The organism is Halorubrum aethiopicum, assembly GCF_001542905.1.
GTDB lineage: Archaea > Halobacteriota > Halobacteria > Halobacteriales > Haloferacaceae > Halorubrum > Halorubrum aethiopicum.
In genome coordinates, this window is sequence record NZ_LOAJ01000001.1 from 982,145 (window position 1) to 1,007,209 (window position 25,065).

Sequence of the window (25,065 nt, forward strand, 5' to 3'; positions counted from 1 at the left end):
TTTAGGACCGTCCGGGAGTCCCCCCGGCATGAAGATCCACGTCGGGTCGGCGGCGACGGCCGAGGAGGCCGAGGCGATCGCCCGGTCGCTCGCGGCGCACCTCGGCGTCGGCGTCGACGTCCACGTCGGGGAGAGCGAGGAGCCCGCGGCGAGCGCCGACCCCCGGAGACGGCCTATCCCCTCGAGGACGATCTGGGCCCCACCGACCGCGAGCGAGACCTCCGGGCGGAGATCGCGGACATCCGGGAGGGCGGTCCCGCGAAGTACCGCGAGCGACTGGAGGAGCAGGGGAAGCTGTTCGTCCGCGACCGCCTCGACCTCTGGTTCGGCGGCGAGGGGGGAACGCGCGGCGCGGGCGACGCGGACGCGGGCGACGACGGCCCGGCGGGGGTGCGCTTCGAGGACGGGACGTTCGCCGCCTTCGACGACTGGCACCCGAACGCGCACGGACGGGACGGCGGGAGCGCCGGCGACGACGCGGACGGCGAGAGCGATGACGCGGAGGCGTTCGACGGCGACGACGGCGACCGCCTCCCGGCCGACGGCCTCCTGACGGGCGGTGCCGAGTTCGAGGGGCGCGACGTCCACTTCATGGCCAACGACTTCACGGTGAAGGCCGGGTCGATGGCGGCGAAGGGCGTCGAGAAGTTCCTCCGCATGCAACGACGCGCGCTGAAGACGGGCAACCCGGTCCTCTACCTGATGGACTCCTCGGGCGGGCGGATCGACCGGCAGTCCGGCTTCTTCGCCAACCGCGAGGGGATCGGGAAGTACTACTACAACCACTCGATGCTGTCGGGGGCGGTCCCGCAGATCTGCGTGCTCTACGGCCCCTGTATCGCCGGGGCGGCGTACACGCCCGTCTTCGCCGACTTCACCGTGATGGTCGAGGACGTCTCCGCGATGGCGATCGCCTCCCCGCGGATGGTCGAGATGGTCACCGGCGAGGAGATCGATCTACAGGAACTGGGCGGTCCGCGGATCCACGCTGAGGAGTCCGGCTCCGCGGATCTCGTCGCCCGCGACGAGGAACACGCCCGCGAACTCGTCGCCGACCTGATCGGCTACCTCCCGGACCGGGCCGGCGAGAAACCCCCACGATCCGAGCCGAGGCCGCCGAAGTTCTCGCCCGAGGGGATAGACGAGCTGATCCCCGAGTCGCCGACCCGCCCGTACGACGTTCGCGACCTCCTCGACCGGATCGCGGACGCGGAGTCCGTCTTCGAGCTGAAATCTGGGTACGGATCCGAGATACTCACCGCGTTCTGCCGGATCGACGGGCGGCCCGTCGGCGTCGTCGCCAACCAGCCGACGGAGCGCTCGGGCGCGATCTTCCCCGACGCCGCCGAGAAGGCCGCGGAGTTCGTCTGGACGTGTGACGCCTACGAGATCCCCCTCTTATACCTCTGTGACACCCCCGGCTTCATGGCGGGGAGTCAGGTGGAGAGAGACGGGATCTTGGAGAAGGGGAAGAAACTGATCTACGCCACGTCGTCCGCGACGGTCCCGAAACAGACCGTCGTGGTCCGGAAGGCGTACGGCGCGGGGATCTACGCCATGGGCGGGCCCGCCTACGACCCCGAGAGCACCATCGGGCTCCCCTCCGGCGAGATCGCGATCATGGGGCCGGAGGCCGCGATCAACGCGGTCTACGCCCGAAAGCTCGCCGAGATCGACGATCCGGAGGAGCGCGCGGCCGAGGAGGAGCGGCTCCGCGAGGAGTACCGCGAAGAGATAGACGTACATCGAATGGCGAGCGAGGTCGTCATCGACGAGATCGTCCCGCCCTCGGACCTCCGCGCCCAGCTCGCCGCCCGCTTCGACTTCTACGAGGACGTGAAGAAGGACCTCCCCGAGAAGAAACACGGGACGATCTTGTGACTCGCTAACTCTTTTGAGATCTCGATCCCTTATGGATCTACATGAACGGAGCAGAGATCGGTGATGACGGCGGTGAGTGGAGCGACGACCTCCGGGAGGAGTACCGAAAGGCGTTCGTCGAGGCGTCGACGGAAGACATCGAGAAACTGAGGAAAGTTATCACAAACGATGAGTCGTTGGAGGGGAGTGAACTCGTCGAACGGTACCCGGTCTCGGGAGACGACGAGGAAGACGGTCATTCGAGAGAGGAGTTGGAACACCGGACGAATATGGAACTGGAAGAATACCACGGCCTCAGTCGGGATCGGATCGAAGAACGCGAAGATCAGTTCGTCCGATCACTCGATCTCCTCGAACAGGGATTTGAGGAGGTGAATGGGTCGAACGGCGGCGACGAGGCCGTATCCATCCGAGAGGCTGCCTACGCGACGCAGTTGTGTTCCCAGCGGCTCACGATGTTGCGCTCGTCCGTCGCCGCTAGTGTGGGGACTAGGCTCAAGAACCTGTTCGGGTGGCTCAAAAACGTCGTCTCGTCGATATCGTCGAAACTGTGGAACCTGGTCTCCTCACACACCAGTCTCCAGGAGTGGAGCGTCACCGGCGGGGCCGGCGTCTCGATGTTCGGCCTCCAGGGCAACGCCGACGTGTCGTTGACGTTCGGTCCCTGATCGGCTCCGGATCGGTCCGATCCCCGGAACCCCGCGGATGGTGATTTTATATGCGACGCACGCGACCGTGAGCGAACGATGATCGAGACCGGCGTCAAAGCCCCCGACTTCGCCGCGCCGGCGGTCGCCGACGGGCGGGCGACCGAGCTCGCGCTCTACCGGCTCGTGGAGTCATACCGCGCGGTCGTCCTCGCGTTCGCGCCGGCGACGTTCGTCCCGACGACCACGGCGGCGTTCGCGGCGGTCCGGGACGCCGGATGGCACGACCGAGAGGACCTGGCCGTGGTCGCGCTGACCGGCGACTCGCTGTACGCCGGGTTCGCGTACGTCGACCGCTTCGATCTCCCGTTCCCGGTCGTCTCGGACTTCCACGGCGGGATCGCCGACTCCTACGACCTGCTGGCCGACTCGTGGGAGGGGCACGCCGACGTCCCGCGCCGCGCGACCGTCGTGATCGACGGCGACTGGCGGGTCCGGTTCGCCGAGGCGGCGACCGACGCGCTCGACCGCCCCGCGCCCGCGCCGGTCGAGAACGCGACCGCGACGCTGCGGGAGTTGGGCGTCGACGTCGACCGCCCGCGCGTGAACTACGACGGGCCGTGGTGAGACCGCCGCGTCGTCTCACCGACCTCGGAGCGGAGTCGAACTATCGTTATTTGTGTCTCGAGGGAGACACGGGGACCATGCCCTCCGTCCTCTCCGACCTCGTGTTCAGCGAGCCGTCCGGTCGGTCCGACGCGCTCGTCCAGTTCGCGGGTGCGGTCGCGTTCCTGGGGCTGTATGGTTACTCCAGGATCGTCGGCAACATCGACTCGAGCGACTGGCTGCTCGTCATGGCTCTCGGGGCCACGCTGGCCGGGATCGCCGAGTCCCTTCCGCACGACCGGCGTCTCGCGGCCGGCACGCTTCGACTGGCGGCGATCTCCGTGCTGTCGTGTCTGATCGTCGCCATCGTCCTCGATCCGGGGGTCGTCGTCGGCTGACGGTGGGCGGGTTCGGCTCCGCTGAACTCCATCAGACACGATTTGGACTGAAACAGCCGGTCGCTCTAGAGTGTTAATCGAGTGGGTGTTTCGATAGAGATTGAGGTGAGTAGAACAGGATCGTTGCTGGGGCGGTGAACACTTCCAAAGCCCCAGCCGGCTCCGGTCGAGGGCCTCGCTGCGCTCCTCGCTCACTTCGTTCGCTGCGGTGCTTGCGTCGGCCGTCTTCCCGGAGCCGGCTGCCCCTTTGAGTCCCACCCAACCGCAACCGCCCCGCACCTCACGCCTCCCCAGCCTCGCGGGCTCCTCGTGCCCCGTCGGGGCACTCGGAGGCGCGCCGCCGCTCGGGCGATCGTTCACTCCTTCGCCTGTACTGACCACAGTCGGAGTACGACATGTCCTCTACGGAGGATCTCAACAGAGCCGCGAGTTTCGTATCCGTACCGCCGATCGAAAGCGGTCGATAGCGTCGAACCTCTCGGTGATTTCGATCACTTGGTTCACGGAAAGCACCGGCCGAGACTCCCGCGAGCAACGCGAGCGGGAGTCAGGCCGGTGCACGACCGAAGGGAGTGCACCGGCCGAGATTTGAACTCGGGTTGCAACCATGGCAAGGTTGCGTGATACCACTACACTACCGGTGCGTGCTTCGCGATCGATGCTCCGCCGGTGAGACACTTAAACCTATCACATTCCCGGCTCCGTGAGATCGATCGTCACCGACTCGGCCGACAGGTCGTAGAGGTTCATCTCGCGTCCCTTCGTCGAGTACCGCACTCCGACGGGCGTGATGAGGTCGACGCGCTGGAGCCGGCGCAGGTGGTAGGTGACCGCCTGAAGCGAGACGTCGAGCTCGTCGGCGATCTCGGAGGGCGTCGACGGCGACTCGCGGACGACGGCGATCACCTCGCGGGCGGTCGCCGACGCGAGGACCTCGAGGAGCCCGTCGGACTCCTCGAGCGAGGCGGTTCGGCGGTCCCGGTCGGAGTCGGACTCCGTCGGCGTCGGGGAGAGCTGTTCGAGCGTCATCGTCGGGGATCCGTGACGGTCGACCGGCGAGACGGGACGTGTCCGTCGACGACGGACGCGTCGGCGGCGGAGGAGGGGCTTCGGTCGGCGGGGGAGTACTCGATCGTCCGATCGTTCACTCTCGTTGAAACGAGCATCGGCTCTCTGAAGCGATGGGGTGCGGTCGGATAGGTATTGTGTCGTCACAAACGTCACTATCGACTGTATCGCCACAACAATCAATGTCCGCGCCCCGTATCTCCGAACATGGCTGAACTGGACGCGCCGAGGCGGGTTCACGTCGTCCCGCTCGGGTACGAGAAGGACCGCATCGTGGAGCCGGTCGTCGACGCCGACGCCGACGAGGCGCTCTTTTTGGAGCCGAACCCCGACGACGAGGGGGTCGACCGGCCGTCCTACCACGAGGAGGTCAGAGAGCGGATCCGGGACGCCGGGATCCGGACGGAGACGATCGAGTGCGACATCTTCGATCTGTACAGCTCGCTGGGGACGATCGCGGAGGTGGCCAATCGCTTCCGCGAACACAGCGTCTACGTCAACCTCGCGTCCGGCTCGAAGGTGACCGCGATCGGCGGGATGATCGCGTGTATGGCGACCGGAGCAGTCCCGTACTACGTGCGCGCGGAGACGTACGCGGGCGGCGAGGAACGGCCGGTCGCCTCGGGCGCGAGGCCGCCGGAGACGCTCCCGAAGTACCACATCGAGGAGCCGAAACGCGAACACGTCGCGGTCCTCGACCACGTCGACCGCGAGGGGTCCGTCACGAAGCGGGAGCTCATCGAGTACGGCCGCCGCGAGGGGCTCCCGTTCGTGGAGCGGTACGACGCGGAGGGCGTCCAGAACCCCGACCGGGGCTACTACCGGCGGCTCAACGCGCGGATCGTCGATCCCCTCGAAAGCCGCGGGTTCATCGAGATCGAGGAACACTCCAAGTACCAGTACGTCTCGGTCACGGAGAGCGGCGAGAACCACCTCCAGGCGTTCCGATACCTGCTCGAGGAGTGAGCGCGACGGGGACCGGGACCCGGAGTCCCGCGGTCCGCGCCCCCGTCAGCCCTATGTCGCTCTCGTACCGAGGGGATCCCATGGGGGTTCGTGGTACGCTCTCGAGGGCCCTCGACCGCCTCGAGCCGCCGCCGCGGATCGTCGACTGGTCCCTCCTCGCCGTCGTGCTCGCGGAGACGGTCACCGGACTGGTCTCCTTTACCGTCGGGACGCCCGCCGGCTGGCCGGTCTTCTGGCTCCACCGCGCGCTCGGACTCGCGATCGTCGTCCTCCTCGGCTGGAAGCTCGCCCGGGTTCGTCACCGCCTGACCGACCGGACGCTGTGGCGGCGGTCCACCGCCCTCTCGGTCCTCACCCTCGTCGCCGCGGTCGGGACGGTCTCGACGGGGGTCGTCTGGGTGTTCGGCCTCGACGTCCGGCTCTCCTACTGGACGCTGCTGTCCGTCCACGTCGGCTTCGGGCTGGCGCTCGTCCCCCTCGTCGTCGCCCACGCCTCGACCCGGTTCCGGCCGCCGAGACGGGTCGACTTCGAGGGGCGGCGGACCGCGATCCGGTACGGAGTCCTGTTGATCGCGGGCGCGATCGTCTACCGGCTCCAGCAGGGCGCGAACCGGCTGCTCTCGACGCCCGGCGCGGACCGGCGGTTCACCGGGTCACAGCCGCGCGAGGGGGACGGGAACGGCGCGTTCCCGGTCACCTCCTGGGTCGCCGACGACCCGGACCCGATCGACCGGTCGAGCTACCGGCTCTCGGTGACCGGGCTCGTCGCGGAGCCGCGGGAGTTCGCCGCTGACGACCTCGAGCGCGTCGGCGGCGACGAGACCTCGGCCCTGCTCGACTGTACGAGCGGCTGGTACACGGTTCAGGAGTGGGGCGGCGTGCGGGTCGGCGACCTGATCGAGGCGGCCGGCGGGGCGGACGGGAGCGGCCGGGCGCAGGGAGGCGACGGGACGGAGAGCGGCGAGGCGAAACCCGACGAGAGATACGTCCGGTTCGTCTCCGTCACGGGGTACCGGTGGACCCTCCCGCTCTCGGAGGCCGAGGACGCGCTGCTCGCGACCCGCGTCGGCGGCGACCCGCTCTCGCACGGCCACGGCGCGCCCGCACGTCTCGTCGCGCCCGGCCGCCGGGGGTTCCAGTGGGTGAAGTGGGTGACCCGCGTCGAGGTGCGCGCGGAACGCGACCCCGCGCAGTGGGTCGTCACGCTGGTGAGCGGGTTCGACTAGACCGGCGGCCGATCCCGAAACACCCGGATAGACCCGTGTGAACGCTCCACAGTCCGGAAACCGGACCGCTATCCTTTTAGTCCGTCGTCCGGAATCACGGGGTACAGTCTCGCTACGATGCGCACCGAGGACGGACTCACGATCTGTGTCCCGTCCTCGGTCGTCCGGGAAGCCGAGGACGACCGCGAGGCGACTCGCAAACTCGGCTACGTCGCCCGTGCGGCGGCGGTGTTCCGGGCGGACCGGCTCGTCGTCTTCCCCGACGGGGAGGGCGAACGGGACCGGGGCGGGGAGTACGTCCGCGCCGTGCTGGGGTACGCTGCGACGCCCCCGGAGCTCCGAAAGGACCTCTGGGGCGAACGCGACGAGCTCCGGTACGTCGGCGTGCTGCCGCCGCTTCGCGTGCCGTGGCGGACCGGCTCGGCCCCGAACGGGGACGAGTCGACAACACAGGGACTCGTGACCGAGGTCGGACCTGAAGGCCGCGTCCGGGTCAATTCCCCGCTGGGGGAACACCCGATCTCCCTGCTCGTCCCCTCCGGAATGGAGGTCGAGCGGGGGGAGCGCGTCACCATCAGGGTCTCTTCGAGAGAACCGGTCCGCGCCCGCATCACCGGGAAGCCGGAGGTCGGCTTCCAGGTCGTGGGCGCGGACCTGTCGGAAGCGCTCGCCGGCGACGACGTCGCCGTCGCCACGTCGCGACACGGGGAGGAGCTCTCCGTCTCGCGGCTCGGCGACCTCGTCGTCGACGCGCGGGAGGCCGGCGGCTACACCGTCGCCTTCGGCGCGCCGGAACGGGGGCTTCCGGAGATGCTCGGGCTCTCGCCCGACGACGTCCGGGCGGCCGTCGCCGACGGCCGCCGAGTCGAACCCGATCCGGGGTTCGACCTCTGGCTGAACACGATCCCGGCACAGGGCAGCGGGGTAGTCCGAACGGAGGAGGCTCTGTTCGCGACCCTCGGCTCGCTCACACTCACGGAGTAAACACATGCCACAACCAAGCCGACCACGAAAAGGCTCGCTGGGCTACGGCCCACGCACCCGCGCGGACAGCGAGGTACCGCGCATCCGCTCGTGGCCAGACGACGACGGTGCGCCCGCACTGCAGGGCTTCGCCGGCTACAAGGCCGGGATGACCCACGTCATGATGGTCAACGACGAGGCGGACTCGCCGCGTGAGGGGATGGAGGAGTCCGTCCCCGTCACGGTGGTGGAGACGCCGCCGATGCACGCCGTCGCCGTGCGAGCCTACGAGGAGACGCCGTACGGACAGAAGCCGGTTGCCGAGGTCTGGGCGACCGAGTTCCACGAGGAGCTCGACCGCGCGCTCGACCTGCCGGCCGAAGACACCTTCGAGGAGGACCGAACGGAGCTCGAGGCGCTGCTCGAGGAGGACGTGGTCGATGACCTCCGCGTCATCACCCACACGACCCCCTCGGAGCTCGCGAACGTGCCGAAGAAGAAACCCGACGTGATGGAGACGCGCGTCGGCGGCGGCTCCCTCGAGGAGCGCGCCGACTTCGCGCTCGAGCTCGTCGAGGCGGGCGGTGCCCACGAGTTCGGCGACGTCTTCCGCGCCGGACAGTACACCGACGTCTCCGGCGTCACGAAGGGGAAGGGGACGCAGGGTCCCGTCAAGCGCTGGGGCGTACAGAAGCGGAAGGGCAAACACGCCCGCCAGGGATGGCGGCGTCGGATCGGCAACCTCGGTCCGTGGAACCCCTCCCGCGTGCGCTCCACCGTCCCCCAGCAGGGCCAGACCGGCTACCACCAGCGCACCGAGCTCAACAAGCGCCTCATCGACTTCGGCGAGGGCGACGACGCCTCCGTCGACGGCGGCTTCGTCAACTACGGCGAGGTCGACGGCGAGTACGCGCTCATCAAGGGCTCGCTGCCGGGGCCGGACAAGCGCCTGCTGCGCTTCCGCCCGGCCATCCGGCCGAACGACCAGCCGCGCCTCGACCCCGAGGTCCGGTACGTATCCACCGCATCCAACCAGGGATAATCCATGAACACGACAGTACACGACCTGGACGGCGGGGACGCGGGCAGCATCGAGCTGCCGGCGATCTTCGAGACCGCGTTCCGACCGGACCTCATCGGTCGGGCGGTCAGCGCCGCACAGGCTAACCGGAAACAGGCCTACGGGGCCGACGAGTTCGCCGGACTGCGAACCCCCGCGGAGTCGTTCGGCTCCGGGCGCGGGCTCGCGCACGTCCCGCGCTCCGAGAACGTCGCCCGCCGCGTCCCGCACGCGGTGTCGGGCCGCGCCGCGCACCCGCCGAAGGCCGAGAAGGACCAGACGAAGAAACTGAACGACAAGGAGCGCCAGCTCGCCGTTCGGTCGGCGATCGCGGCCACCGCCGACGCCGAGCTCGTCGCCGAGCGCGGCCACGCGTTCGACGAGGACCTCGAGCTCCCGCTCGTCGTGAGCGACGAGTTCGAGGATCTCGAGAAGACCCAGGAGGCCCTGGGCGTCCTCGAGGCCGTCGGCGTCGACGCCGACGTCGAGCGGGCCGACGAGGGCCGCTCGGTGCGCTCCGGCCGCGGGAAGACCCGCGGTCGCAAGTACAGCCAGCCGAAGTCCGTCCTGGTCGTCACGAGCGAGGAGCCGTCGCGGGCCGCCCGCAACCTCGCGGGCGTCGACGTCGCGACCGCCGGCGAGGTCAACGCGGAGGACCTCGCGCCCGGCACGCACCCGGGTCGGCTCACGCTGTGGACCGAGTCGGCGATCGAGGAGGTGGCCGACCGATGAGCTCGCTCATCGAGCACCCGCTCGTGACCGAGCAGGCGATGAACGAGATGGACTTCAAGAACAAGCTGCTGTTCCTCGTCGACATCGACGCGACGAAGCCGGAGATCCGCGACGAGGTCGCGGAGCGATACGACGTCACCGTCACCGACGTGAACACGCAGGTGACGTCGAAGGGCAAGAAGAAGGCGACGGTCACGCTCTCCGAGGAGGACGACGCGACCGACGTCGCCTCCCGGATCGGGGTGTTCTGACGATGGGACGACGAATCCAAGGACAGCGGCGAGGACGCGGCGGCCCGACGTTCCGGGCCCCCTCCCACCGCTACAAGGCGGAACTGTCGCACAAGACGCTCGAGGACACCGACCTCGTCACCGGCGAGATCGTCGGGATCGAACACGACCCGGCGCGTTCCGCGCCGCTCGCGGAGGTCGAGTTCGACGACGACGACCGGCGGCTCGTGCTCGCGCCGGAGGGCGTGCGCGTGGGCGAGACGATCCAGGTCGGCGTCTCGGCGGAGATCAAGCCCGGGAACACGCTCCCGCTCGCGGAGATCCCCGAGGGGGTCCCCGTGTGTAACGTCGAGAGCAACCGGGGCGACGGCGGGAAGTTCGCCCGCGCCTCGGGCGTCTCGGCGACGCTTCTCACGCACGACCGCGACGTCGCGGTCGTCCAGCTTCCGAGCGGGGAAGTGAAGCGGCTCGACCCGCAGTGTCGCGCCACGATCGGCGTGGTCGCGGGCGGCGGTCGGACGGAGAAACCCTTCGTCAAGGCCGGCAACAAACACCACAAGATGAAGGCGCGCGGGACCAAATACCCGCGCGTGCGCGGCGTCGCGATGAACGCCGTCGACCACCCCTTCGGCGGGGGCGGTCGCCAACACCCCGGCCAGCCGAAGTCCGTCTCGCGGGACGCCCCGCCGGGACGCAAGGTCGGTGACATCGCATCCAAACGGACCGGACGAGGTAGCAACAAATGAGTTCCGAATACCGCATCGGCCGCGAGGGCGAGGAGTTCGCCTACCGCGGTCACTCGCTCGACGAGCTGCAGGAGATGGACGTAGAGGAGGTCGCGGAACTGCTCCCCGCACGACAGCGGCGAAGTATCACTCGAGGGCTGAGCGTCGAGAAGGAGAAGCTTCTCGAGAAGGCTCGAAGCCGCGACAAGGAGACGACCGCCGACGACCCGATCCGGACGCATCTGCGCGACATGCCGATCCTTCCGGAGTTCGTCGGCATCACCTTCTCCGTGTACAACGGTCACAGCTTCGAGCGCGTCCAGGTCGAACCCGAGATGATCGGCCACTATCTGGGCGAGTTCCACCAGACTCGAAGCACCGTCGAACACGGTCAGGCCGGCATCGGCGCGACCCGGTCCTCGAAGTTCGTGCCCCTCAAGTAACCCATGGGAATCAACTACAGCGTCGAGGCCGACCCGGAGACCACCGCCAAGGGGATGCTCCGCGACCGGCCCATCAGCGTGAAGGACAGCAAGGAGATCTCCAGGGAGATCAAAGGCGAGACGGTCGCCGACGCCGAGGCGTACCTCCAGGAGGTCATCGACGAGGAGACCTCGGTGCCGATGCGCCAGCACAACGCCGGCGCGGGCCACCGCTCCGACATCGACGGCTGGGACGCGGGGCGCTACCCCGAGAAGGCCGCCAAGGACTTCCTCAAGCTCCTGGAGAACGTCAAGCACAACGCCGACGAGCAGGGCTTCGACGGCGACGAGATGGTGATCAAACACGTCGCTCCCCACAAGGTGGGCGAGCGGCCGGGACGGAACCCGCGTGCGGCGGGGGCGACCCAGTGGAACACCACGCTCGCGGACGTCGAACTGATCATCGAGGAGCCGGAGGCTGAGAACTAATGGCTGACGAACACCAATTCATCGAGGACGGCCTTCGCCGTTCACAGATCAACGAGTTCTTCGCGGACGAGCTCGGCCGAGCCGGCTACGGCGGCATGGACGTCGCCAAGACGCCGATGGGCACGCAGATCGTCCTGAAGGCCGAGAAGCCCGGCATGGTGATCGGGAAGGGCGGGAAGAACATCCGCAAGATCACCACCGAGCTCGAGGACCGCTTCGACATGGACGACCCGCAGATCGACGTTCAGGAGGTCGACGAGCCCGACCTGAACGCCCAGATCGTCGCGGACCGGCTCGCGAACGCCTTAGAGCGCGGCTGGTACTTCCGGAAGGCGGGCCACACCACGATCGACCGGATCATGGACGCCGGAGCGCTCGGCGCGGAGATCGTCCTCTCCGGGAAGGTCACCGGGGCGCGCTCGCGCGTCGAGAAGTTCAACCGCGGCTACATCAAGCACAACGGCGAGCCCGCGGAGGAGGTCGTCGACCACGGCAAGGGCGTCGCGGTGATGAAGCTCGGCACCATCGGGGTCAACGTCAAGATCATCCCGCCGGGCGCGGAGCTGCCCGACGACTTCGGCGTCCGCGAGGACGCCGAGGTGCCCGAGGTCGACCAGGCCGACGCGGCCGGCGACGAGGGCGTCGAGTCGCTCCTCGAGGAGGAGCCGGAAGAGGTTCCGGACGTCGGGGACGACGACGAGGACGTGGCGGTCCCGGACGAGGACCCGGCCGACGTCATCGACGAGGAGATCGTCGAGGAGGTCGTCGAGGAGACGGGCGAGACCGCGACGGAGGCGACGGACGCCCCCGCGGAGGAGCCGGTCGAGACCGGCGACGTCGACGAGGAGTCCGAGGAGCTCGACGAGCTCGACGAGGAGATCGAATCGGAGGCGGCCGACCTGGTCGCCGAGATGGAGGCGGCCGACGAGGAAGCCGAGGAGGACGAATAAATGGCGATCCTCTACACCGACGAGATCCGCGACATGACCGCGGCGGAGCGGGAGGTCGAACTCGAGGAGCTCGAGACCGAACTCCTCAACACGAAGGCACAGCAGGCGGCCGGCGGGATGCCCGAGAGCCCCGGCCGCGTGAACGAGCTGAAGAAGACGATCGCCCGGATCAAGACGATCCAGGCGGAAGAAGGCGACTTCGACGACGAGTAACGATGATCTCCCCCGAAACGCTCGCACGGCACGAACTCGTCGGCCTCCCGGTTCGGGTGGCCGACGCCGACAGCGACGCCCACGTCGGGATCGCCGGTCGCGTGCTGTACGAGACGGAACGCACCCTCGTGGTGCGGACCGGATCGGGGGAAAGCGACAAGCGCGTGCCCAAGTCGGGCACGACCTTCGAGTTCGCGGTCGTCGAGACGGCGACCGCACGCACAGATGAAGCCGCCGACGACGGCCAGTCGTCGGGGTCCGCGTCCCAACTCGGGTCGGATACTGCGGGGGTCCGCCCCCGTCAGTCCGGCCCGTCCGGGTCCACACGCGTCGTCGACGGTGACGATGCGGATCCGGCGAGCCGGCGAGGCGAGTGCAAAGACGCGGTCTACGTAACGGTGGATGGCACGCGGCTGCGGGACCGGCCCGCCGAACGCACCGAACGAGGTGTCTCACAATGGCGATAGGAATCGACGTACCCATGCCTCCGGAGCCAGACGACCCGGAGGATTACGACTACGAGAAGTGCCCGTTCTACGGGCAGCTTCCCGTCCGCGGCCAGCTCCGAGAGGGGACGGTCGTGTCGACGGATATGGAAAAGACCGTCATCGTCGAGCGAGAATACGACGTGTTCGTACCGAAATACGACCGGTACATGAAGCGTCGGTCGCGCATCCCGGCACACGTGCCGGGCGTGCTCGACTCGCTCGAGGAAGGTGACGAAGTGACGATCGCGGAGACGCGGCCGCTCTCGAAGACGAAATCACACGTCGTCGTCGAGAACCTGTCGGGTGATCAGTGATGGAGGCGCTCAAGGCCGACGTCACGCAGGGGCTCTCGAAGGGCTCTCTCATCACGTGCGCCGACAACACGGGCGCGCGTGAGCTGAAGGTGATCTCCGTCGCCGGCTACTCCGGCACGAAGAACCGCCACCCGAAGGCGGGCATCGGCGACAAGGTGACCGTCTCGGTCACGAAGGGGACGCCGGAGATGCGGCGGCAGGTGCTGGAGGCGGTCGTCGTCCGCCAGCGCAAGCCGATCCGCCGTCCCGACGGCACGCGCGTCCGGTTCGAGGACAACGCGGCCGTGATCATCGACGACCTCGACGAGCCGCGGGGCACGGAGATCAAAGGCCCCGTCGCCCGCGAGGTCGCCGAACGCTACGGGAGCATCGCGTCCACCGCGACGATGATCGTGTAACCATGACGAAACAGCCACGCAAACAACGAAAACAGTCGGAGACCGCGCCGCTTCACGAGCGGCAACGGAAGGTCCGATCCCCGCTCACGCCCGAGCTCCGCGAGGAGTACGGCCAGCGGAACGTCCGCGTCAACGCGGGCGACACCGTCGAGGTGCTCCGCGGCGACGCCGCGGGGACCGAAGCGGAGGTCCTCTCGGTGGATCTGTCCGCCGAGCGGATCACCGTCGAGGACGTCACCGTCGAGCGAGCGGACGGGGAAGAGGCTCCCCGTCCGATCCCGGCGAGCAACGTCCGCGTGACGGAGCTGGACCTCTCGGACGACCGCCGCGAGGCGCGGCTCCAGGAGGACAACGAATGACGCGACATCAGAAACGACTGGCGGTACCGAACTCCTGGCCGGTCGAGCGGAAGACCCAGACGTTCACCGTGAAGGCCGGCGCAGGCCCCCACGGCGAGGCTGGCGTCCCGCTCGTCGTCCTGCTGCGGGACGTGCTCGGCTACGTCGACTCGACGAAGGAAGCGCGCTACGCGCTGAACAACGACTCGGTCCTCGTGAACGGGGACGCGGTGTCGGACGAGCAGCGTCCGATCGGGATGTTCGACATCCTGGCGTTCCCCGTCCGCGGGGAGTACTTCCGCGTGTTCCCCGACGAGGGGGGTCGACTCGCGTTAACGCCCGTCGACGAGGAGTCCGCGGGCAGCCGGCTCGGGAAGGTGGCGAACAAGGCGGTCGTCCCCGGCGGGGACGTCCAGCTGACGCTTCACGACGGGACGAACGTCCGCGTGGACGCCGGCACCGAGTACGACACCAAGGACTCGATCGTCATCGACAACGAGTCGAAGGAGGTCGTCGCCCACTTCGAGTACGAGGAGGGTGCCCTGGTCACCGCCATCGCCGGCCAGCACGCCGGTCAGATCGGCGAGATCGAGGCGATCGACGTCACCCTCGGCTCCGGCTCCAACACGGTCGTCGTCGGCGACGGCGAGGACCGCTACGAGACGGTCGAGGAGTACGTCGTCGTCATCGACGAGAACTTCACCGACGACGACACCGACGACGCCGACGAGGCGGGTGAGACGGATGAGTGACGCCGAGAGCGCGTCCCACGAGATGCGCGAGCCGTACCTGGAGAAGGTCGTCGTCCACATGGGCGTCGGTCAGGGCGGGGAGCCGCTCGCGGACGCCGAGAACATCATCGAGGAGGTCACCGGCCAGCAGTCGGTCCGGACCACCTCCAAGCGCACCATCGCCGAGTTCGGGATCCGCAAGGGCGACCCGATCGGCGTCAAGGTGACGCTGCGCGGCGAGGACGCCCACGCGTTCCTCGAGACGGCGCTCGATCTGGTCGACGTCTCGTCGAGCCAGTTCGACGACACGGGGAACCTGAGCTTCGGGGTCGAGGACCACACCGACTTCCCGAGCCAGGAGTACGACCCGAACATCGGCATCTACGGGCTCGACGTGACGACGACCATCGTCCGACCGGGCTACCGCGTCTCCAAGCGCGACAAGGTGACCCGGTCGATCCCGTCGAACCACCGGATGACCGCCGAGGACGCCATCGCGTTCCTCGAAACGAACTTCGACGTTGAGGTAACGGAATGAGCGAAGCGAACAACGAGACGGGCGAGCACGCGGCGAAACGCACCGGCCAGCAACACGAGTGCCGGCGCTGTGGCCGCGAGCAGGGGTTAGTCGGGAAGTACGACATCAACCTCTGCCGGCAGTGCTTCCGCGAGGTCGCTCGAGACATGGGATTCGAGAAGTACAGCTGATCATGACAGGAAACGATCCATTCGCCAACGCACTCGCCGGCATGGACAACGCCGAGAGCGTTGGCCACCTGTCGTACACGGTAGAGCCCGCTTCGAACATCATCGGCTCCGTCCTCGAGGTCCTCTACGACCGCGGGTACGTCGACGGCTTCGAGTACGTCGACGACGGGAAAGCCGGGAGGTTCGAGGTCGAACTGAAAGGCGCGATCAACGAATGTGGCGCCGTCAAGCCCCGCTACTCGGCGGGCGCGGACGACTTCGAGAAGTGGGAGAAGCGATACCTCCCCGCCCGTGACTACGGGACGCTGGTCGTCACGACGAGCCACGGCGTCATGAGCCACTACGAGGCCCGCGAGGAGGGCATCGGCGGCCAAGTGATCGCATACGTCTACTAACAATGAACAGAGTCGAAATCGAGATTCCGGACGACGTCTCCGCCGAGACCGATCACCTCGAACTCACCGTCGAGGGTCCAAACGGGAGCGTCACGCGACGCCTCTGGTACCCCGACATCGACGTGTCGGTCGAGGACGGCGCTGTCGTTATCGCCTCGGAGAACGAGGACGCGAAGACGAACGCCACGGTCGGCACCTTCGAGAGCCACGTCTCCAACATGATCCACGGCGTGACCGAGGGATGGGAGTACACGATGGAGGTGTACTACGCCCACTTCCCGATGCAGGTCGGCGTGGAGGGCGAGGAGGTCGTCATCGAGAACTTCCTCGGCGAGAAGGCGCAGCGACGCACCCCGATCCGCGGAGACACGGACGTACAGGTAGACGGCGAGACGGTCACGCTGTCGGGCTCCGACAAGGAGGCCGTCGGGCAGACCGCCGCCGACATCGAACAGCTGACCAAGGTGACCGACAAGGACACGCGCGTCTTCCAGGACGGCGTGTACATCGTCGAGAAGCCGACCGGAGGTGCCTGACATGGCAGACGAACTCGAAGACATCAGCGGCGTCGGTCCCTCGAAGGCGGACGCGCTTCGCGAGGCCGGCTACGAGACGGTCGAGGACGTGAAGGCCGCCTCCCAGTCGGAGCTCTCCGAGGTCGACGGCGTCGGCAACGCGCTCGCCGCGCGCATCAAAGCCGACGTCGGCGGTCTGGAGGTCGACGAGGAGGCAGAAGCGGAGATCGAAGACGAGACCGACGAGGAGGAGGCGGCGGAGGCCGAATCCGACGAGACGGTCGAGACGGAGCTGCGTCCCCGCGGCCACGCCGACAAGACGCCGGATCTGGACGAGGAGACCGCTCGCGCGCTCGCACAGAAGCACCGCGAGGGGAAACCGCAGTTCAACCGGCAGGACTACCACAAGAAAAAGCGGATCCCGACCTCGTGGCGCAAGCCGCGCGGCGGGCTCTCCAAGCAGCGCCGTCGCATGAAGGCGAAGGGTCCCGTCGTCGAGGCGGGTTTCCGCTCGCCGACGGCGTCGCGCGACCTCCACCCGAGCGGCTTCGAGGAGGTCCGCGTCCACAACACGGACGACCTCGAGGGCGTCGACGGCGACACGCAGGCGGTGCGGATCGCCTCGAAGGTCGGCGCTCGGAAACGCGAACTGATCGAGGACGAGGCGGAGGAGCGCGAGATCCGCGTGTTGAACCCGACCTACGTCGAGGTGGAGGTGGACGATGAGTGACCTGAAAGCCCAGAAACGGCTGGCCGCGGACGAGCTCGACGTCGGCAAGGGCCGCGTCTGGCTCGACCCCGACGCCCAGGAGGAGATCGAGGACGCGATCACGCGCGAGGACGTTCGCGAGCTCATCGAGCAGGGAACGATCCGCGCGAAGGAGGCGAAGACGAACTCCCGCGGGCGGGCCCGCGAGCGCGCGGAGAAGCGCTCGTACGGCCACAAGACGGGTGCCGGCTCCCGGAAGGGGAAGGCCGGCGCGCGACAGAACACGAAGGACGACTGGAAGGCGCGGATCCGCGCACAGCGGGCCCGCCTGAAGGAGCTGCGTGACGAGGAGGACGTCCTCGACGCCACGGAGTACCGCACGCTCTACAACAAGGCGAGCGGCGGCGAGTTCGAGGACGTCGCCCGACTGGAGGCGTACATCCGGACGCAGTACGGCTACGAGGTGAACGACTAATGGCGACAGGACCACGATACAAGGTGCCGATGCGGCGCCGCCGCGAGGTCCGGACGGATTACCACCAGAGGTTGCGCCTGCTGAAATCGGGCAAGCCTCGCCTGGTCGCCCGGGTGAGCAACGCTCACGTCAGGGCGCAGCTGGTCACCCCCGGACCCGACGGCGACGAGACCCACGCGGCCGCCTCCAGCGAGGACCTCGCTGAGTACGGCTGGGAGGCCCCGACGGGCAATCTCCCCAGCGCGTACCTCACGGGATACCTCGCGGGCGCTCGCGCGGTCGAGGCCGGCCTCGAGGAGGCCGTCCTCGACATCGGGCTCAACACGGCGACGCCCGGCAACAAGACGTTCGCGGTACAGGAAGGAGCGATCGACGCGGGCCTCGAGATCCCCCACAACGACGACGTGCTGGCCGACTGGTCGCGCACGCGCGGCGAGCACATCGCCGCGTACGCCGAGCAGCTCGACGAGCCGCTGTACGGCGGGGAGTTCGACGCCGGCGAGTTACCCGAGCACTTCGATACCGTGCTCGACGAGCTACAGGAGGACCATGAGTAGACACAACGACGGCTGGGAACCGCGAACGCGGCTCGGCCGCAAGGTACAGAACGGCGACATCACGTCGATGGAACAGGCGCTCGACTCCGGCCTCCCGCTGAAGGAGGCCGAGATCGTCGACCAGCTCCTCCCGGGGCTCGAAGACGAGGTGCTGGACATCAACATGGTCCAGCGCATGACCGACTCCGGCCGGCGCGTGAAGTTCCGGTGTGTCGTGGCGGTGGGCAACCGCGACGGCTACCTCGGCTACGCGCAGGCGCGGGACGACCAGGTCGGCGGCGCGATCCAGAAGGCGATCGACGTCGCGAAGCTGAACGTCATCGAGGTCGACCGCGGCTCGGGCTCGTGGGAGGACCAGCCCGGCGGCACGAACTCGCTGACCCGGACGGCGAAGGGGAAGGCCGGCTCCGTCACCGTGGAGATCAAGCCCGCCCCGCAGGGGCTCGGGCTGGCCGCCGCGGAGACGGTGCGGAACATCCTGGAGCTCGCCGGCGTCGAGGACGCCTGGACGAACTCCGACGGCAACACCCGGACCACGGTGAACCTCGCGAAGGCGACGTTCAACGCCTTAGAGAACGCGGCGCAGTCCCGCACGCCCCAGCACGCGCGCCAGGTCCACTACGACGAGGTGAGCGAGTGATGCAGGCGATCGTTCAGCTCCGCGGGGAGGTCAACGTGAACGAGGGCGTCGTCGACACGCTCGACATGCTGAACGTCGGGCGCGTCAACCACGCGACGTTCGTTCCGGAGACCGACTCCTACCGCGGCATGATCACGAAGGTGAACGACCTCGTCGCCTTCGGCGAGCCGAGCGTCGAGACGGTGGCGGCCACCATCGAGCGGCGCGGCGAGCCCCTCGAGGGCGACGCCGACGTCGACGACGCGTGGGTCGCGGAGAACACCGACTACGACGACGTGGCGGCGCTGGCCGAGGCGATCGTCGCCGAGGAGACGACCCTGCGCGAGCAGGGCGTCTCCCCGACGCTCCGCCTTCACGCGCCCCGCGGCGGCCACGACGGCATCAAACACCCGATCGTGGAGGGCGGCGAGCTCGGTCGTCACTCCACCGAGGAGATGGACGCGCTCCTGGAGGCGATGCGATGACGGACAAGAACCGCAGACAGCGCGGCTCCCGGACGCACGGCGGCGGCACGCACAAGAACCGGCGCGGTGCCGGTCACCGCGGCGGTCGCGGTGCCGCGGGCCGCTCGAAACACGAGTACCACAACTACGGCCCGCTCGGTAAACACGGCTTCAAGCGCCCCGAGGACTCCAAGACGGAGGTCCTCGAGGTCAAAGCCCAGAAGCTCGACGAGGACGCGGCGCTGTACGTCGCGGAGGGCCTCGCCGAGGAGGACGACGGCGCGTACGTCGTCGACGCCCGTGACGTCGTCGAGGACGGTCACGACGCGGACGTGGTGAAGGTGCTCGGCGGCGGACAGGTCCGCCGCGAGCTCCGCGTCACCGCCGACGCGTTCACGGCCGGGGCGGTCGAGGGGATCGAGTCCGCCGGCGGCGAGGCGACGCTCTCGGAGCGCGCCGAGGAGGCGGCCGACGAAGCAGAAAACACTTCCGACGACGAGACCGACGAGGCGTAACGATGAGTTGGAAGGAGGTCGCCGAACCGGTGCTCTCGCGGATGCCCGTCGTGGAGCGGCCCGCGGGTCACGTCCCGTTCAGGCGCAAGCTCATGTGGACGGCGGGGATCCTGCTCGTCTACTTCTTTTTGACCAACATCAATCCGTTCGGCCTCGCGGCCGGACAGGGGAGCGACTTCTTCGGGCAGTTCCGCTCGGTGTTGGCCGGCCAGCAGGGGTCGCTGCTCCAGGTCGGTATCGGACCGATCGTCACCGCGTCGATCGTCTTGCAGCTGCTCGGCGGGGCGAACCTGCTCGGCCTCGACACCGACGACCCGCGCGACCAGGTCCTGTACCAGGGGCTCCAGAAGCTGCTCGTGGTCATCGTGACCGCGTTGACGGCCGCGCCCATGGTGTTCACCGGCGAGTTCCTTCCAGCGGACCAGGCCGTCGGACAGGCGCTCGGGATCGGCGAGTTCGGCGTTCAGTTCCTGATATTCGCGCAGATCTTCGTCGGCGGCGTCCTCATCCTGTTCATGGACGAGATCGTGAGCAAGTGGGGCGTCGGCTCCGGCGTGGGGCTGTTCATCATCGCCGCCGTGAGCCAGCAGATCGTCGGCGGCTTCTTCAGCTTCTCGGCGCTCGGCGCGACCGGCTTCTTCGCGAGCTGGTACGGGATCGTCTTCGGTGACGTTCCCGTCTCGCTGTCGCCGTTCACGGCCGAGGGGCTCCAGAACCTGCTTTTCGCGCCCGGTAACGTCCTCGCGCTGTTCACGACGGTGTTCATCTTCGGGATCGTCGTGTACGCGGAGTCGGTCCGCGTCGAGATCCCGCTGTCACACGCCCGCGTGAAGGGTGCTCGAGGGCGGTTCCCGGTGAAGCTCATCTACGCGTCCGTGCTGCCGATGATCCTCGTTCGCGCGCTCCAGGCGAACGTCCAGTTCCTCGGGCAGATCCTCTCCTCGCAGTGGGCGGGGATGCCCGCGTGGCTCGGCGAGTACAGCGACCAGGGCGAACCCCTCTCCGGGCTGTTCTACTACCTGAACCCGATCCAGGCGCGGACCGAGTGGATGTGGTTCCTCGGGGAGATCCCGGCGTCGGTCGAGCCGTGGATGATCGCCGTCCGGCTCGCCATCGACCTGACGTTCATGGTCGTCGGCGGGGCGGTGTTCGCGATCTTCTGGGTCGAGACCACCGGCATGGGACCGGAGGCGACCGCCCAGCAGATCCAGAACTCCGGGATGCAGATCCCCGGCTTCCGGCGGAACCCGCAGGTCGTCGAGAAGGTCATGGAGCGGTACATCCCGCAGGTGACCGTCATCGGCGGCGCGCTCGTCGGACTGCTCGCCGTGATGGCGAACCTGCTCGGCACCATCGGTCAGGTCTCCGGCACCGGGCTGCTGCTCGCGGTCTCGATCACGTACAAGCTGTACGAGGAGATCGCCGAAGAGCAGCTCATGGAGATGCACCCGATGATGCGCCAGATGTTCGGCAACGAGTGAGAACGGCCCGAACCTAACCGGTCGTTTTGGGCGTTCTCACGCCCCATTTATCGAAACCGCTGAGCCCGTTCTGCGATCGGTCCGATTCCGAGCAGCAGCCATCGCATCTCTCGCCTTTCTGGCGTCCGATAGCGCTCTTACCGTTTCGGTTCGGCCGCGTCGTTCGCCGCTCCGCCGTGCCCGGAGCGCGGGCCTTTTGTCCCGTATCGACGAAGCCGACCCATGGACATCGAGGAGGGCGGGGTCACGGTCGAGGTCCCGGAGGCCCGCGACGGCGCGAGCGAGGGGACCGGCGGCGGCGTCTTCTTCAACCCCACACAGGAGCTGAACCGGGACGTCACGGTCGCGACGTTGCGCGCCTACCGCGACCGCGAGCCGCGCGCGGCGACGTACCTCGACGCGATGGCCGCCTCGGGGATCCGGGGGGTCCGCGCCGCCGCCGAGGGGTACGACGTGACCTGCGCCGACGTCGACGCCGACGCGGTCGACCTCGCCGAGCGGAACCTCGCGGTGAACGACTTCGACGGCGAGGCGGTCCACCGCGACGTCAACGCGCTGTTGTACGACGAGGGCCCCTTCGACGTGATCGATCTCGACCCGTACGGCACGCCGATCCCCTTCGCCGACGCCGCGTTCGCGAACGGGCGGAACCTCGTCTGCGTCACCGCCACCGACACCGCGCCGCTGTGTGGCGCGCACCTCGCGAGCGGGATCCGCAAGTACGGCGCGGTGCCGCGAAACACCGACTACCACCCGGAGATGGGGCTCCGGACGCTGATCTCCGCGCTGGTCCGGACCGCCGCGCGGTACGACAAGGCCGCGCGGCCGGTCCTCTCGCACGTCTCGCGGCACTACGCGCGGACGTACCTCGAACTCGAGTCGGGCGCGCGCGCCGCCGACGACGCGGTCGAGGAACTGGGGTACGTCGACAACTGCGAGGACTGCCTCTGGCGGGAGCCGACTCCCGGGCTGATCGCGGACCCCGTCGACGCCTGTCCGACGTGCGGGAGCGAGCGCGTGCTCACGGCGGGGCCGCTCTGGCTGGGGCCGGTCGCAGACGGCGAGTTCGCGCGCGCGGTCCGCGACCGCGTCACCGACGACATGGGCGAGGCGAAGCGCGCGCGGAAGCTGCTCGGGACCGTCGCGCGCGAGCTGGACACGCCGACCCACTACGACCAACACCGGCTGTACAAGGAGTGGAGCGAGCCCGCCATCGGCATGGAGGAGTTCGTCGAGCGGCTCCGCGCGGCCGGCCACGAGGCGAGCCGGGCGCACTACCGCGGGACGGCGGTCAAGTCGTCGGCGTCGATCCCGGAGATGCGCGAGGCGGTCCTCGGCGACGGGGCGTAGCCGGACGGCGGGCGACGCTCCGGGGCGACGACGCCCCGGAACGGCGGTCGACCCCGGCGCGCTTTTGGTTCCGTCGGTCGAACCCCGGACGTGTCCCGCCGTCAGACAGCCGCACTCGACACCGTCCGTCGCGTCGTCGACCTCGCGCTGGACCGACAGGTGACGTTCCTCGCGGCCGCGATCGCCTACTACGCGTTCGTCTCGCTCGTCCCCGCGCTGCTGTTGCTCGTCGTCGTCGCGAGCGCGGTGTTCGGCGAGACGATCGCCGCCGGACTCGTCGCGGCCGCGGGCGACTTCCTCACGCCCGCGGGCGAGGAGGCCGTCGCCGCGGCCGTCTACTCCGCCAGCGGCCGAACCGGCGCGGGAGTTTTGGGGGCCGTCGTCCTGCTGTGGTCGACGCTGAAGGTGTTCCGCGGGCTCGATACGGCCTTCGGCGCGCTCTACGGCGACGAGTCGCCGCCCGGCTTCCGCGATCAGGTCACGGACGCGGTCGCGGTCGTGCTCGGCGTGGGGGCCGGCATCGGCGTGATGGTCGGTCTCGGTGCGTTCCTCGCGGCCGCGGACGCGATCCCGGCGGTCGAGGCGGCGAGCATCCTCGCGTTGCCCGTCGTGCTCACGGTGGTGTTCCTCCCGCTCTACTACCTGCTCCCGGAGCCGGCGGTCGGCATCCGGGAGGCGCTTCCCGGCGCGGCCGTCGCGGCGGTCGGCTGGACGCTGCTCCAGGCCGGCTTTCAGGTGTACGCCGCGAGTGCCGGTCAGTACCAGGTGTACGGCGTCATCGGCGGCGTCCTGCTCCTCGTCACGTGGCTCTACCTCGCTGCCGTCGTCGTCGTCGGCGGCGGCGTGGTCAACGTCGTGCTCGCGGACCGGAACGTCGCGGCCGGGGTCGCCGGCGAGCGCGACCGCGCTCGCGACGCCCGTGCGCCGGACCGGCAGTTACAACACGACCGCGGCCGACCCACGGGTATGAACGGCGAGTCGGACGGTGCCGGGGACGCCGGCGACGCGGAACGCCCCCGCGGCGCGCCGGACGTCGCGGCGCTCGAGGAGGAGCTCGGCGAGTTGCGTGCGGAGTTCGACGAGTTCGAGACGGACGTCGAGGACCGCACGGTCGACAAACCGGAACTGGAGTCCGAACTGAAACGCTACGTCCGCGCGCGGATGCGTCGCGGCCACGCCCGCGGCTGGGGACCGTACCTCGTCCTGCTGTACGGGACGGTCCTGACGCTCGGGGCGTTCGCCTTCCTCCGGGGGATCTACGCGATCGCGGCGATACTCGTCCTCGGGCTGTCGACGCTGGGACTGTACACGCTCTTCGTCCTCGTCGGCGTCGGGCTCAACCTGATCGAGACCCCGGGAAAGGCGATCGACTACGCGCGCAACCGCGGGGACGACTGACCGGGCCGTGACCGGACTCGTCTCCGCGGAGCGCGGCATCGGCGGGACCGCCGTCGCCGACGCGCTCCCCGAGGTCGTCGTCGTCGTCTTCGCGGCCGTCACCCACCTCGCGGACCCGTGGTTCCTGTTCACGCTGCTCGCGGTGGGCTACTGGTTCGCCGACGACCGGCTCGCGGGCTCGCCGCGTCGAGCCGGCGCGACCGCCATCGCGGTCGTCACCTGCGCGTACGCCGCCGTCGCGGTCGCGAAGGCCGGCTTCGCGGTCCCGCGGCCGCCGGGCGCGACGGGCCCCGTCGACGTGCCGACGTGGCTCCCCGCCCTGCTCTCGGGCTGGTACGAGGCGCAGGTGCTCTCGGACGGCTTCGGCTTCCCGAGCGGCCACGCCACCGGCGGCGCGGCCGCCTACGGCGCGTTGGCGCTCGCGTACGACCGCCTCTGGACGGGGCGGACCCGCGCGGCCGCGGCGGTCGCGCTCGCGGTCGCCGTGGCGGCCTCGCGGGTCGTCATCGAGGTCCACTACGCCGTCGACGTGATCGCCGGGCTGCTGCTCGGCGCGGCCGTCGTCGCCGGCGCGCTCGCGCTCGCCGGCGACCCGCGGCTCCGGCCGGGCGGGGACTCCGCCGCGGACGCCGCCGGCGATCCCACCGCCGACCCCACCGCCGACGACCCTACCGCCGCGCTCGATCCGACTCCCGCGTTCGTTCTCGCGGCGGTCGTCTCCGTCGTCGCCGCCGGGATCGCCGTCGCCGGGGGCCACACCGGCGAGGTGGTCGAGGCGGGCATCGGGATCGCCACCGGCGTCGGCGGCGCGGTCGGCTGGCGATTCGTCGACGGCGACGAGCCGCCGGTGCCGCTCCGGGTCGCCGTCCCGGCGCTCGCGGTCACCGGCGCGCTCTGGGTGGGCGCGTACGCGCTCGCCGACTCGCTTCCCGTCACGCTCGCCGCGACGACCGTCGCCGTCGTCGCCGTCGTCGCGCTGCCGGCGGTGGCCGACGGACGGGTCGGCGGGGTCGAGGGCGTCGTTTAATACGCGA

The 25,065-nt window shown here is 69.1% G+C and carries 34 protein-coding genes, 1 tRNA gene and 1 pseudogene; 34 read left to right on the forward strand and 2 right to left on the reverse strand.

Annotated elements, in window-relative coordinates:
- Positions 1-28: 28 nt before the first annotated feature.
- The 4 genes and pseudogenes from AXA68_RS04720 (at position 29) to AXA68_RS04735 (ending at position 3,532) form a co-directional block, all read left to right on the forward strand.
- Positions 29-1,881: pseudogene (locus tag AXA68_RS04720) on the forward strand (acyl-CoA carboxylase subunit beta).
- Between the two features lie 41 nt (positions 1,882-1,922).
- Positions 1,923-2,549, forward strand: a complete 627-nt coding sequence (locus AXA68_RS04725; RefSeq protein ID WP_066413478.1) for a hypothetical protein — start codon at positions 1,923-1,925, stop codon at positions 2,547-2,549.
- A gap of 78 nt (positions 2,550-2,627) precedes the next feature.
- Positions 2,628-3,155, forward strand: coding sequence for a redoxin domain-containing protein (locus AXA68_RS04730; RefSeq protein ID WP_066413481.1), 528 nt, complete (start codon positions 2,628-2,630; stop codon positions 3,153-3,155).
- A gap of 77 nt (positions 3,156-3,232) precedes the next feature.
- Positions 3,233-3,532 (forward strand): hypothetical protein, encoded by a 300-nt coding sequence (locus AXA68_RS04735; protein ID WP_066413484.1) that lies wholly within the window; start codon positions 3,233-3,235, stop codon positions 3,530-3,532.
- A gap of 573 nt (positions 3,533-4,105) precedes the next feature.
- On the opposite strand, the gene AXA68_RS04740 is transcribed toward AXA68_RS04735, so the two are convergent.
- Positions 4,106-4,176 (reverse strand) — tRNA-Gly (locus tag AXA68_RS04740).
- A 43-nt stretch (positions 4,177-4,219) separates the two neighbouring features.
- A complete protein-coding gene (locus AXA68_RS04745; protein WP_066413489.1) occupies positions 4,220-4,561 on the reverse strand; it encodes an ArsR/SmtB family transcription factor in 342 nt (113 codons plus the stop codon).
- Between the two features lie 246 nt (positions 4,562-4,807).
- On the opposite strand from AXA68_RS04745, the gene AXA68_RS04750 reads away from it, so the two are divergent.
- The 30 genes from AXA68_RS04750 (at position 4,808) to AXA68_RS04895 (ending at position 25,058) form a co-directional block, all read left to right on the forward strand.
- A complete protein-coding gene (locus tag AXA68_RS04750; protein WP_066413491.1) occupies positions 4,808-5,566 on the forward strand; it encodes an HFX_2341 family transcriptional regulator domain-containing protein in 759 nt (252 codons plus the stop codon).
- A gap of 80 nt (positions 5,567-5,646) precedes the next feature.
- Positions 5,647-6,792 (forward strand): molybdopterin-dependent oxidoreductase, encoded by a 1,146-nt coding sequence (locus tag AXA68_RS04755; RefSeq protein WP_066413493.1) that lies wholly within the window; start codon positions 5,647-5,649, stop codon positions 6,790-6,792.
- 117 nt (positions 6,793-6,909) lie between these two features.
- On the forward strand, positions 6,910-7,776 hold the full coding sequence (locus tag AXA68_RS04760) for a putative RNA uridine N3 methyltransferase (RefSeq protein WP_066413496.1): 867 nt from the start codon (positions 6,910-6,912) through the stop codon (positions 7,774-7,776).
- Between the two features lie 4 nt (positions 7,777-7,780).
- Positions 7,781-8,797 carry a 50S ribosomal protein L3 gene (locus AXA68_RS04765; RefSeq protein WP_066413499.1) on the forward strand — a complete coding sequence of 339 codons (1,017 nt, stop codon included), beginning with the start codon at positions 7,781-7,783 and terminating at the stop codon, positions 8,795-8,797.
- Positions 8,798-8,800: 3 nt separating this feature from the next.
- Positions 8,801-9,547 (forward strand): 50S ribosomal protein L4, encoded by a 747-nt coding sequence (gene rpl4p, locus AXA68_RS04770; protein ID WP_066413502.1) that lies wholly within the window; start codon positions 8,801-8,803, stop codon positions 9,545-9,547.
- Positions 9,544-9,798 carry a 50S ribosomal protein L23 gene (locus tag AXA68_RS04775; RefSeq protein ID WP_066413506.1) on the forward strand — a complete coding sequence of 85 codons (255 nt, stop codon included), beginning with the start codon at positions 9,544-9,546 and terminating at the stop codon, positions 9,796-9,798. Before rpl4p ends, AXA68_RS04775 begins: the two co-directional genes overlap by 4 nt.
- Before the next feature lie 2 nt (positions 9,799-9,800).
- Entirely contained in the window at positions 9,801-10,523 is a 723-nt protein-coding gene (locus tag AXA68_RS04780) for a 50S ribosomal protein L2 (RefSeq protein WP_066413516.1), read from the forward strand.
- Positions 10,520-10,945, forward strand: coding sequence for a 30S ribosomal protein S19 (locus AXA68_RS04785; protein ID WP_066413518.1), 426 nt, complete (start codon positions 10,520-10,522; stop codon positions 10,943-10,945). Before AXA68_RS04780 ends, AXA68_RS04785 begins: the two co-directional genes overlap by 4 nt.
- Before the next feature lie 3 nt (positions 10,946-10,948).
- Positions 10,949-11,413, forward strand: coding sequence for a 50S ribosomal protein L22 (locus AXA68_RS04790; RefSeq protein ID WP_066413521.1), 465 nt, complete (start codon positions 10,949-10,951; stop codon positions 11,411-11,413).
- Positions 11,413-12,363: a 30S ribosomal protein S3 gene (locus tag AXA68_RS04795; RefSeq protein ID WP_066413524.1), complete on the forward strand. Its 951-nt coding sequence runs from the start codon at positions 11,413-11,415 to the stop codon at positions 12,361-12,363. The genes AXA68_RS04790 and AXA68_RS04795 overlap by 1 nt, the downstream gene beginning before the upstream one ends.
- A complete protein-coding gene (gene rpmC / locus AXA68_RS04800) occupies positions 12,364-12,576 on the forward strand; it encodes a 50S ribosomal protein L29 (protein WP_066413526.1) in 213 nt (70 codons plus the stop codon).
- Positions 12,577-12,578: 2 nt separating this feature from the next.
- Complete coding sequence (locus tag AXA68_RS04805; protein WP_066413528.1) at positions 12,579-13,043, forward strand: ribonuclease P protein component 1; 465 nt, start codon at positions 12,579-12,581, stop codon at positions 13,041-13,043.
- Complete coding sequence (locus AXA68_RS04810) at positions 13,034-13,378, forward strand: 30S ribosomal protein S17 (protein ID WP_066413531.1); 345 nt, start codon at positions 13,034-13,036, stop codon at positions 13,376-13,378. The genes AXA68_RS04805 and AXA68_RS04810 overlap by 10 nt, the downstream gene beginning before the upstream one ends.
- Complete coding sequence (locus AXA68_RS04815; protein WP_066413534.1) at positions 13,378-13,776, forward strand: 50S ribosomal protein L14; 399 nt, start codon at positions 13,378-13,380, stop codon at positions 13,774-13,776. The genes AXA68_RS04810 and AXA68_RS04815 overlap by 1 nt, the downstream gene beginning before the upstream one ends.
- Before the next feature lie 2 nt (positions 13,777-13,778).
- Positions 13,779-14,135, forward strand: coding sequence for a 50S ribosomal protein L24 (gene rplX, locus AXA68_RS04820; RefSeq protein WP_066413536.1), 357 nt, complete (start codon positions 13,779-13,781; stop codon positions 14,133-14,135).
- Positions 14,132-14,866, forward strand: coding sequence for a 30S ribosomal protein S4e (locus AXA68_RS04825; RefSeq protein WP_066413538.1), 735 nt, complete (start codon positions 14,132-14,134; stop codon positions 14,864-14,866). Before rplX ends, AXA68_RS04825 begins: the two co-directional genes overlap by 4 nt.
- Positions 14,859-15,383: a 50S ribosomal protein L5 gene (locus AXA68_RS04830; protein WP_066413546.1), complete on the forward strand. Its 525-nt coding sequence runs from the start codon at positions 14,859-14,861 to the stop codon at positions 15,381-15,383. The genes AXA68_RS04825 and AXA68_RS04830 overlap by 8 nt, the downstream gene beginning before the upstream one ends.
- Positions 15,380-15,553 carry a 30S ribosomal protein S14 gene (locus AXA68_RS04835; protein ID WP_066413547.1) on the forward strand — a complete coding sequence of 58 codons (174 nt, stop codon included), beginning with the start codon at positions 15,380-15,382 and terminating at the stop codon, positions 15,551-15,553. The genes AXA68_RS04830 and AXA68_RS04835 overlap by 4 nt, the downstream gene beginning before the upstream one ends.
- 2 nt (positions 15,554-15,555) lie before the next feature.
- Positions 15,556-15,948 carry a 30S ribosomal protein S8 gene (locus AXA68_RS04840; RefSeq protein ID WP_066413549.1) on the forward strand — a complete coding sequence of 131 codons (393 nt, stop codon included), beginning with the start codon at positions 15,556-15,558 and terminating at the stop codon, positions 15,946-15,948.
- A 2-nt stretch (positions 15,949-15,950) separates the two neighbouring features.
- Positions 15,951-16,484, forward strand: coding sequence for a 50S ribosomal protein L6 (locus tag AXA68_RS04845; RefSeq protein ID WP_066413557.1), 534 nt, complete (start codon positions 15,951-15,953; stop codon positions 16,482-16,484).
- A 1-nt stretch (position 16,485) separates the two neighbouring features.
- The gene (locus AXA68_RS04850; protein ID WP_066413560.1) at positions 16,486-17,193 is read left to right on the forward strand and encodes a 50S ribosomal protein L32e; all 708 of its coding nucleotides are present in this window, start codon (positions 16,486-16,488) and stop codon (positions 17,191-17,193) included.
- Positions 17,186-17,647 (forward strand): 50S ribosomal protein L19e, encoded by a 462-nt coding sequence (locus AXA68_RS04855; protein WP_066413562.1) that lies wholly within the window; start codon positions 17,186-17,188, stop codon positions 17,645-17,647. Before AXA68_RS04850 ends, AXA68_RS04855 begins: the two co-directional genes overlap by 8 nt.
- The gene (locus AXA68_RS04860) at positions 17,647-18,204 is read left to right on the forward strand and encodes a 50S ribosomal protein L18 (protein ID WP_066413564.1); all 558 of its coding nucleotides are present in this window, start codon (positions 17,647-17,649) and stop codon (positions 18,202-18,204) included. Before AXA68_RS04855 ends, AXA68_RS04860 begins: the two co-directional genes overlap by 1 nt.
- On the forward strand, positions 18,197-18,844 hold the full coding sequence (locus tag AXA68_RS04865; RefSeq protein WP_066413566.1) for a 30S ribosomal protein S5: 648 nt from the start codon (positions 18,197-18,199) through the stop codon (positions 18,842-18,844). Before AXA68_RS04860 ends, AXA68_RS04865 begins: the two co-directional genes overlap by 8 nt.
- Entirely contained in the window at positions 18,844-19,308 is a 465-nt protein-coding gene (locus tag AXA68_RS04870; RefSeq protein WP_066413575.1) for a 50S ribosomal protein L30, read from the forward strand. Before AXA68_RS04865 ends, AXA68_RS04870 begins: the two co-directional genes overlap by 1 nt.
- Positions 19,305-19,802 (forward strand): uL15m family ribosomal protein, encoded by a 498-nt coding sequence (locus AXA68_RS04875; protein WP_066413579.1) that lies wholly within the window; start codon positions 19,305-19,307, stop codon positions 19,800-19,802. The genes AXA68_RS04870 and AXA68_RS04875 overlap by 4 nt, the downstream gene beginning before the upstream one ends.
- Positions 19,803-19,804: 2 nt before the next feature.
- Positions 19,805-21,283: a preprotein translocase subunit SecY gene (gene secY, locus AXA68_RS04880; protein ID WP_066413581.1), complete on the forward strand. Its 1,479-nt coding sequence runs from the start codon at positions 19,805-19,807 to the stop codon at positions 21,281-21,283.
- 222 nt (positions 21,284-21,505) lie between these two features.
- On the forward strand, positions 21,506-22,633 hold the full coding sequence (locus tag AXA68_RS04885) for a tRNA (guanine(26)-N(2))-dimethyltransferase (RefSeq protein WP_066413583.1): 1,128 nt from the start codon (positions 21,506-21,508) through the stop codon (positions 22,631-22,633).
- A 90-nt stretch (positions 22,634-22,723) separates the two neighbouring features.
- On the forward strand, positions 22,724-24,031 hold the full coding sequence (locus AXA68_RS04890; RefSeq protein ID WP_066413586.1) for a YihY/virulence factor BrkB family protein: 1,308 nt from the start codon (positions 22,724-22,726) through the stop codon (positions 24,029-24,031).
- Positions 24,032-24,038: 7 nt separating this feature from the next.
- Positions 24,039-25,058 (forward strand): phosphatase PAP2 family protein, encoded by a 1,020-nt coding sequence (locus tag AXA68_RS04895; protein ID WP_066413590.1) that lies wholly within the window; start codon positions 24,039-24,041, stop codon positions 25,056-25,058.
- Positions 25,059-25,065: the final 7 nt, after the last annotated feature.